8 protein-coding genes and 1 other RNA gene are annotated in these 6,768 nt (G+C 70.7%); 4 read left to right on the top strand and 5 right to left on the bottom strand.

Features of this window, described 5'->3' with window-relative positions:
* Nucleotides 1–600: rRNA large subunit pseudouridine synthase E (locus TSO221_RS29470; RefSeq protein ID WP_109122076.1), on the bottom strand; the 600-nt coding region annotated here is incomplete at its 3' end.
* 69 nt (nucleotides 601–669) lie between these two features.
* Here TSO221_RS29470 and TSO221_RS29465 point away from each other — a divergent pair.
* Both TSO221_RS29465 and TSO221_RS29460 read left to right on the top strand, forming a co-directional pair.
* Entirely contained in the window at nucleotides 670–1,599 is a 930-nt protein-coding gene (locus TSO221_RS29465; RefSeq protein ID WP_109122075.1) for a glyoxylate/hydroxypyruvate reductase A, read from the top strand.
* Nucleotides 1,600–1,671: 72 nt separating this feature from the next.
* On the top strand, nucleotides 1,672–1,971 hold the full coding sequence (locus TSO221_RS29460; protein ID WP_109122074.1) for a hypothetical protein: 300 nt from the start codon (nucleotides 1,672–1,674) through the stop codon (nucleotides 1,969–1,971).
* Here TSO221_RS29460 and recR read toward each other — a convergent pair.
* From recR to ffs, 4 genes are all read right to left on the bottom strand, one after another.
* Nucleotides 1,968–2,561 carry a recombination mediator RecR gene (gene recR, locus TSO221_RS29455; RefSeq protein ID WP_109122073.1) on the bottom strand — a complete coding sequence of 198 codons (594 nt, stop codon included), beginning with the start codon at nucleotides 2,559–2,561 and terminating at the stop codon, nucleotides 1,968–1,970. The two genes, TSO221_RS29460 and recR, sit on opposite strands and share 4 nt — an antisense overlap.
* Nucleotides 2,562–2,631: 70 nt before the next feature.
* Nucleotides 2,632–2,955: a YbaB/EbfC family nucleoid-associated protein gene (locus TSO221_RS29450; RefSeq protein ID WP_109122072.1), complete on the bottom strand. Its 324-nt coding sequence runs from the start codon at nucleotides 2,953–2,955 to the stop codon at nucleotides 2,632–2,634.
* 1 nt (nucleotide 2,956) lies between these two features.
* Nucleotides 2,957–4,804, bottom strand: a complete 1,848-nt coding sequence (locus TSO221_RS29445) for a DNA polymerase III subunit gamma/tau (RefSeq protein ID WP_109122071.1) — start codon at nucleotides 4,802–4,804, stop codon at nucleotides 2,957–2,959.
* 89 nt (nucleotides 4,805–4,893) lie between these two features.
* Nucleotides 4,894–4,991, bottom strand: an RNA gene (gene ffs / locus TSO221_RS29440) — signal recognition particle sRNA small type.
* A 119-nt stretch (nucleotides 4,992–5,110) separates the two neighbouring features.
* Between ffs and TSO221_RS29435 the strand changes: the two genes are divergently transcribed.
* Both TSO221_RS29435 and TSO221_RS29430 read left to right on the top strand, forming a co-directional pair.
* Nucleotides 5,111–5,791, top strand: coding sequence for an RNA polymerase sigma factor (locus TSO221_RS29435; RefSeq protein WP_158284250.1), 681 nt, complete (start codon nucleotides 5,111–5,113; stop codon nucleotides 5,789–5,791).
* 29 nt (nucleotides 5,792–5,820) lie between these two features.
* Nucleotides 5,821–6,270, top strand: a complete 450-nt coding sequence (locus TSO221_RS29430) for a hypothetical protein (RefSeq protein WP_199229678.1) — start codon at nucleotides 5,821–5,823, stop codon at nucleotides 6,268–6,270.
* Nucleotides 6,271–6,768 lie beyond the last annotated feature (498 nt).

Genomic DNA, 6,768 nt, shown 5'->3' with positions numbered 1-6,768 from the left:
CAGCACCCTCACCCTCCCGCGCTTCGCGCGGGCCCCTCCCTCTCCCGGGGCGGGAGAGGGATCGACCTCCCGCCACTCCCCAGGCTGCAACCCGCCCAGCGTCCAGTCTCCCACAGCCCAACGAATCAGCCGCAGCGTCGGGAATCCCACCGCCGCCGTCATCCGGCGGACCTGCCGGTTGCGGCCCTCGCGCAGGGTCAGCTCGATCCACGACGTTGGGATCGCCGCGCGAAACCGGATCGGCGGATCGCGCGGCCACAGCCCCTCCGGCTCCCCGATCAGCCGCGCTCCGGCCGGCAGCGTCGGGCCGTCGTTCAGCTCGACGCCGCGGCGCAGGCGCTCCAGCGCCTCCGCGGTCGGCACGCCCTCGACCTGCGCCCAGTAGACCTTGGGCATCTTGTGCTTCGGGTGGGCGATGCGGGCGATCAGGGCGCCGTCGTCGGTCAGCACCAGCAGCCCCTCGCTGTCGCGGTCCAGGCGGCCGGCGGGGTAGACGCCTTTGACCGGCACCAGCCCGGCCAGCGTGGCGCGGCCTTCCGCCGCGTCGGTGAACTGCGGCAGGACGCCGTAGGGCTTGTTCAGCAGGATGAGGCGCGGCACGGTGGGGCTTGCGGTAGGGAACGCTGCTCACGACATGCCGCAGGACACAGCCGGGATCAAGCACCGACCATGACGACCCTCCTCTTCGTCTCTCCCACCGACAATTCCGAGGCGTGGCGCGGCGAAATCGCCAAACGGCTGCCGGACCTGGAATTCCGCGTCTGGCCGGACGCCGGCGACCCGGCCGCCATCGACTGCGCGCTGGTGTGGAAGCCGCCGCCCGGCGTGCTGGCCGGCCTGCCGAACCTGCGGCTGATCCTGTCGCTGGGCGCCGGGGTGGAGCCGCTGCTGGCCGACCCGACGCTGCCCGACGTGCCGCTGGTGCGCATGGTCGCGGATGGGCTGACCGAGGACATGGCGGCTTATGCGGTGCTCCAGGTGCTGCGCTGGCAGCGCAAGGTGGACGCCTACACCGAACAGCAGCGCGCCGGCGTCTGGAAGCAGCTCGGCCACCGGCCGGCGTCGGAGGTGCGCGTCGGCATCCTCGGTTTGGGCGTGCTGGGCGAGGCGGCGGCGCGGGCGCTGACGCCGCTGGGCTTCCAGGTGGTCGGCTGGAGCCGCTCGGCCAAGGAGATCCGCGGCGTCGAGACGCTGCACGGCGAGGACGGGCTGGTCGCCCTGGCGGCGCGCAGTGATTTCCTGGTCTGCCTGCTGCCGCTGACCGACCAGACGCGCGGCATCCTGAACGCCAAACTGTTCGCCACGCTGCCCCAGGGGGCCGTGGTGATCAACGCGGCGCGCGGCGGACATCTGGTGGAGGCCGACCTGCTGGCGGCGCTGGAGAGCGGCCACCTGGGCGGCGCCAGCCTGGACGTCTTCGCCGAGGAGCCGCTGCCATCGGGCCACCCGTTCTGGACCCACCCGAAGGTCCACGTCACGCCGCACGTCGCCGGCATCACCCACCCGTCGCGCTGCGCCGACCACATCGCCGACGCCATCCGCCGCGCCGAAACCGGCCAGCCGCTGTTGCACGTGGTGGAGCGCGGGCGGGGCTACTGAAAACGGCCGAATGGCTTTCGCCCGCACGCATCCCCATATGGAGAGCAAGGGTTACCGAGACAGGAGAAGACCATGAACCTTCGCGTCTGCTTCGAGAACTCGGAGCGTGTGAACGTCAACGATGCCGCGATGATGCGGCACTACGTCGAGAGCTACCTCGCCGACTTCAAGCCGGAGTGGGCGGGCTTCATCATGATCCCGCACGCGGAGACCAAGCGCGGCACCATGGAGCCGGTCTGGCAGGTGCTGATCCGCGACGCCAGCGCCCGTACCGAGCGCGAGCTGCTGGAATACCTCGCCGAGAACCCCATGGCCGCCTACCACGTCCACGTCTACCGCAGGGACGCGGGGAACGAGGTGAAGGTCCACTAGAAGGGCCGGCGGGCCTTCAGGGCGGCGGTCAGAGTGCCGTCGTCCAGGTAGTCCAGCTCGCCGCCCACCGGCACGCCGTGCGCCAGGCGCGACACCGCGACCTCGGCGCCGGCCAGCCGGTCGGTCACCACGTGCGCGGTGGTCTGGCCGTCCACCGTGGCGTTCAGCGCCAGGATGACCTCGGTCACCGCCGGGTCCTTGGCGCGCTCGGCCAGCGCCGCGATGGTCAGGTCGTCCGGTCCGACGCCCTGCAGGGCCGACAGCACGCCGCCCAGCACGTGGTAGACGCCGCGGTAGGAGCGCGTGCGCTCCAGCGCCCACAGGTCGCCGGCGTCCTCGACCACGCAGATGGTGGAGCGGTCGCGCGTCGGGTCGGCGCAGACGGTGCACGGGCTGCGGGTGTCCAGGTTGCCGCACACCGGGCAGGTGCGGATCGCCTCGGCGGCGTGCGCCAGGGCTTCCGACAGCGGCACCATCAGGGTTTCGCGCCGCTTCATCAGCTGCAGCGCCGCGCGTCGCGCCGACCGCGGCCCCAGCCCCGGCAGCTTGGCGAGCAGCTGGATCAGGCGCTCGATTTCAGGTCCGATCATGAAACTCAGCCGTTCCAGACACAAATGAACGCGAGCCGAAACCCGCGTTCATCCGTGAAAATATAGGCACTCAGAACGGCAGTTTCATGCCCGGCGGCAGCTTCAGGCCGCCCATCATCTTGGAGGTCTCGTCGGCGACCTGCTGCTCGACCTTGGCCTTGGCGTCGTTGAAGGCGGCGACCAGCAGATCCTCCAGCACCTCGACGTCTTCGGGATCGACGATCGACTTGTCGAGCTTGACCTTCTTCAGGTCGCCCTTGCCGTTCAGGGTGACGCTGACCATGCCCGCACCCGACTGGCCGGACACCTCGATGTCGGCCAGCTTCGACTGCATCTGCTGCATCTTGGCCTGCATCTCCTGGGCCTGCTTCATCATCTGGCCGAGGTTCTTCATCTCACTCGTCTCCCAAATCGCTCATTTCGTCCAAGGGGTACAACAGCGCATCGCGGATGTTGATGTCGTCGGCGTCGGGCTCGTCCGCGCCCGCCGCCTCGGCCGCTGCGGCAGCCGCCGCCGCGGCGAGGTCGCGCACGTCCAGGATCTTCGCCCCGTCGAAGCTGTCCAGCACCGCGCGCACCACCGGGTTGGCCGCGGCCTCGTCCAGCGCGCGCTGGACCGCCGCGTCGTCCTGCTGCTTCAGCGTCGGCTCGCCGGGGCGGTCGCTGACCACCACCACCCAGCGCTGCCCGGTCCATTCGCCGAGCAGCTGGCCGACGCGGTTGGCGAGGTTGGCGGGCGCCGCCGGCTCCGGCCGGATCTCCAGCCGGCCCGGCTCCATCCGCACGAGGTGCGCGGCGCCGAACAGGTGGCCATACAGCGCGCCCTCGCGCCGCTCGGCGAAGAGTTGCACCAGCGTGCGGTAGTCGCGCGGCATCGGCGCCCAGTCTTCCGGGCGCGCCGTGGCGACCGCCTCGGCCGGCTGCGGCGCCGCTTGCACGGCATGGCTGCCGACGGCGCGCGCGGCACCGCCCCCGGCGATGGCGACCGGGCCGCCGCCGGGCGGGCGCGGGGCGCTTCCGCCGCCGTTGGCACCCGTGCTGCCGGCGTTCTGCAACTGGCGGATCAGTTCGCCCGGCGTCGGCAGGTCGGCGGCGTAGGAGAGGCGGACGATCACCATCTCCAGCGCCTGCTGCGGGATCGGTGCCGCCTGCACCTCGCCCAGGCCCTTGAGCAGCAGCTGCCACGCGCGCGTCAGCGCCGGCATGGACAGCTTGGCCGACAGGTCGCGCCCTCGGGTGCGCTCGGCCTCCGGCATGGAGGGGTCGTTGGCGGTGTCGGGGATGACCTTGAGCCGGGTCAGGCTGTGCACGAGGTCCAGCAGATCCTGCAGGATGACCAGCGGGTCGGCGCCGACGCGGTGCAGGTCGGACAGGATGTCCAGCGCCTCGGCCGGGCGGGCGGATACCGCCGCCTCGAACAGGTCGAGGATGCGGGCACGGTCGGCGAGGCCCAGCATGTCACGCACCTGCACGGCGGTCACAGCCCCGCCGCCCAGCGCGATGGCCTGGTCGAGCAGCGACAGCCCGTCGCGCACCGAGCCGTCGGCGGCGCGCGCCACCAGGGATGCGGCGTCCGGCTCGATGCCGGCGCCCTCCAGGCCGGCGATGCGGGTGAAGTGCTCCTTCAGCACCGCGCCGTCCACCCGGCGCAGGTCGAAGCGCTGGCAGCGCGAGAGCACCGTCACCGGCACCTTGCGGATCTCGGTGGTGGCGAAGACGAACTTCACGTGGGCCGGCGGTTCCTCCAGCGTCTTCAGGAGCGCGTTGAACGCGCTCTTGGACAGCATGTGGACCTCGTCGATGATGTAGAGCTTGTAGCGCGCGGACACCGGCGCGTAGCGCACGCCGTCGATGATCTCGCGGATGTCGTCGACGCCGGTGTGGGAGGCGGCGTCCATCTCCATCACGTCGACGTGCCGGTCCTCGGAGATGGCGCGGCAGTTGTCGCAGACGCCGCACGGGCTGATGGTCGGCCCGCCGGTGCCGTCCGGGCCGGTGCAGTTGAGCGCGCGGGCGATGATGCGGGCGGTGGTGGTCTTGCCGACGCCGCGCACGCCGGTCAGCATGAACGCCTGGGCGATGCGGCCGGAGTTGATGGCGTTGGTCAGCGTGCGCACCAGCGCGTCCTGGCCGATCAGCTCCTCGAAGCTTTTCGGGCGGTACTTGCGGGCGAGCACCCGGTACGCCTGCGGGGCGGCGCTGTCGGAGGCTGCGGGCGTATCGGCGATGGTGGTGTCGGTCACGCTGCTGGACGCACTTTATGACGGGCCGCCAGAATAGCGGCTCGGGCTCCGCTTTGCGCGCTCAAATTTCTCGGGGAAATTTTGGAGAGGTGGGAGACTGGACGAACGACCCGAGCCGGAACTCGTTACGGCTGCTTCCTTCCGGACCTGACCGGGTTGGCGAGGGACCCGTCCGACGCCAGCCTCCCGCCGCGAATATCGTCATGCCGGGCGTCCTATGCAAGCTGAATCCGACTCGCCGCATTTTTCCGGGAACCTTCGCGTCGCCCGGCGCATCCTATGGGTAAGGAAACAGGGAGGACCCCGATGGCCGGGCATCTGAGGATCGCGGCGGGCGGCGAGGCGGAGGCCGATCTGCTGGACGCGATGAAGCGCGGCGACGGGCGCGCCTTCGAGACCGTGATGCGCCGGCACAACCGCCGCCTCTTCCGCATCGCCCGCTCGATCCTCAAGGACGAGGGCGAGGCGGAGGAGGCGGTGCAGGACGCCTACCTGCGCGCCTTCACCCACCTGGACCAGTGCGCCGACGGCGACCGGCTCGGCGGCTGGCTGGCGCGCATCGCGGCGAACGAGGCGCTGATGCGTCTGCGCAAGCGCGGGCGCGTGCGGCTGTTCGCCGACGGCCTCGAGGCCGAGGAGGAGGGCGCCGCCGCGGTGGTGCCGCTGTGGACCGCCGCCAGCACGCCGGAGGAGCTGTTCGCCGTGGCCGAACTCAGACGTCTGGTCGAGCAGGCGATCGACGACCTGCCGGACGGCTTCCGCGCCGTCTTCGTCATGCGCGCGGTGGAGCAGATGAGCGTGCAGGAGACCGCCGCCTGCCTGGGCATCCCGCCCGAGACGGTGAAGACCCGGCTGCACCGGGCGCGGGCGCTGCTGCAGAAGGCGCTCAGCGACCACCTCGACCGCCTCGTGCCCACCGCGTTTGGTTTCGCCGGCGAGCGGTGCGACCGCATCGTCGCCGGCGTGCTCGCGCGCCTCAGGGACTGAGGCGCGCCTTATCGCAACAGGAGGAAACCATGCTGAAGCGGACGCTTCTGGCGGCCGTTGCCGCCACCGTTCTGTCCCTGCCAGTTTGTATTGGGCCGTCCTACGCTGCCGACGTTCCCGAGAAGGGGCCGCCGGGCGGCGACTACAAGAAGGTCAGCGACCTGGTGAGCGGGCTACCCGACTTCATTCCCGGGCTCGGCACGCTGTACGTCAGGCCGTCGGCCCTGCCGACCGGTCCCTATCTCGCCTACGACCGCGGGCAGCATCTGGTCGGCGCGGTCTACATGGTGCCGATGAAGGACATGCAGGACCAGAAGGACTTCAAACGCCTCGCCTCGCCGCACCGGCCGGTCGACCACGTGACGGTCGACTTCAACCCCGGCCATCCCGGCATGGCGGAGCCGCACTACCACTTCACGGTCTGGTACGTGTCGGAGAAGAAGGTTGACCAGCTCGCCGAGGCGCCCGGGAGGAAATGAACGGCCTGCCGGGGGCGTGGTCAGTTCAGCGCGGTCGCCAGCGTCCACAGGCCGTAGCCGATGCCGATGACCACGCCCCACGACAGCGCGATCAGCACCGCCCAGAGTGCCACCAGCTTCGGTCCACGCATCTTCTCCACCCTCGGTTCGGGCAGATTTCCCCCGGTCATAGGGTGTTCGTGCCACCGCGTGCGGTCAACCGCTCCCGCTTCGGTACGCTGGTTGCGCGTCAGGACCGGCATCGGGGGAAACTGCGCCATGGGGAGGTGCCTGTTGTGGGGACCTTCCCTGAATGTAGGCGCCGCAATTGCGGGGAGGCTGGGACCAATCGCGGTACCCACCTTTGCGCAGCGCCGCACGGCGGGGGAGCGACCCTCCCCCGCCGCGCCCGCGCTTATTTCTTCTTGAGCGCGGCAACGCCCGGCAGGTCCTTGCCTTCCAGCCACTCCAGGAAGGCGCCGCCGGCGGCCGAGACGTAGGTGAACCTGTCCTCCACCC

The sequence above is a fragment of the Azospirillum sp. TSO22-1 genome (assembly GCF_003116015.1).
Taxonomy (GTDB): domain Bacteria; phylum Pseudomonadota; class Alphaproteobacteria; order Azospirillales; family Azospirillaceae; genus Azospirillum.
Note: the sequence above shows the minus strand (reverse complement) of the source record. Positions and strands in the feature narration are given on the sequence as shown.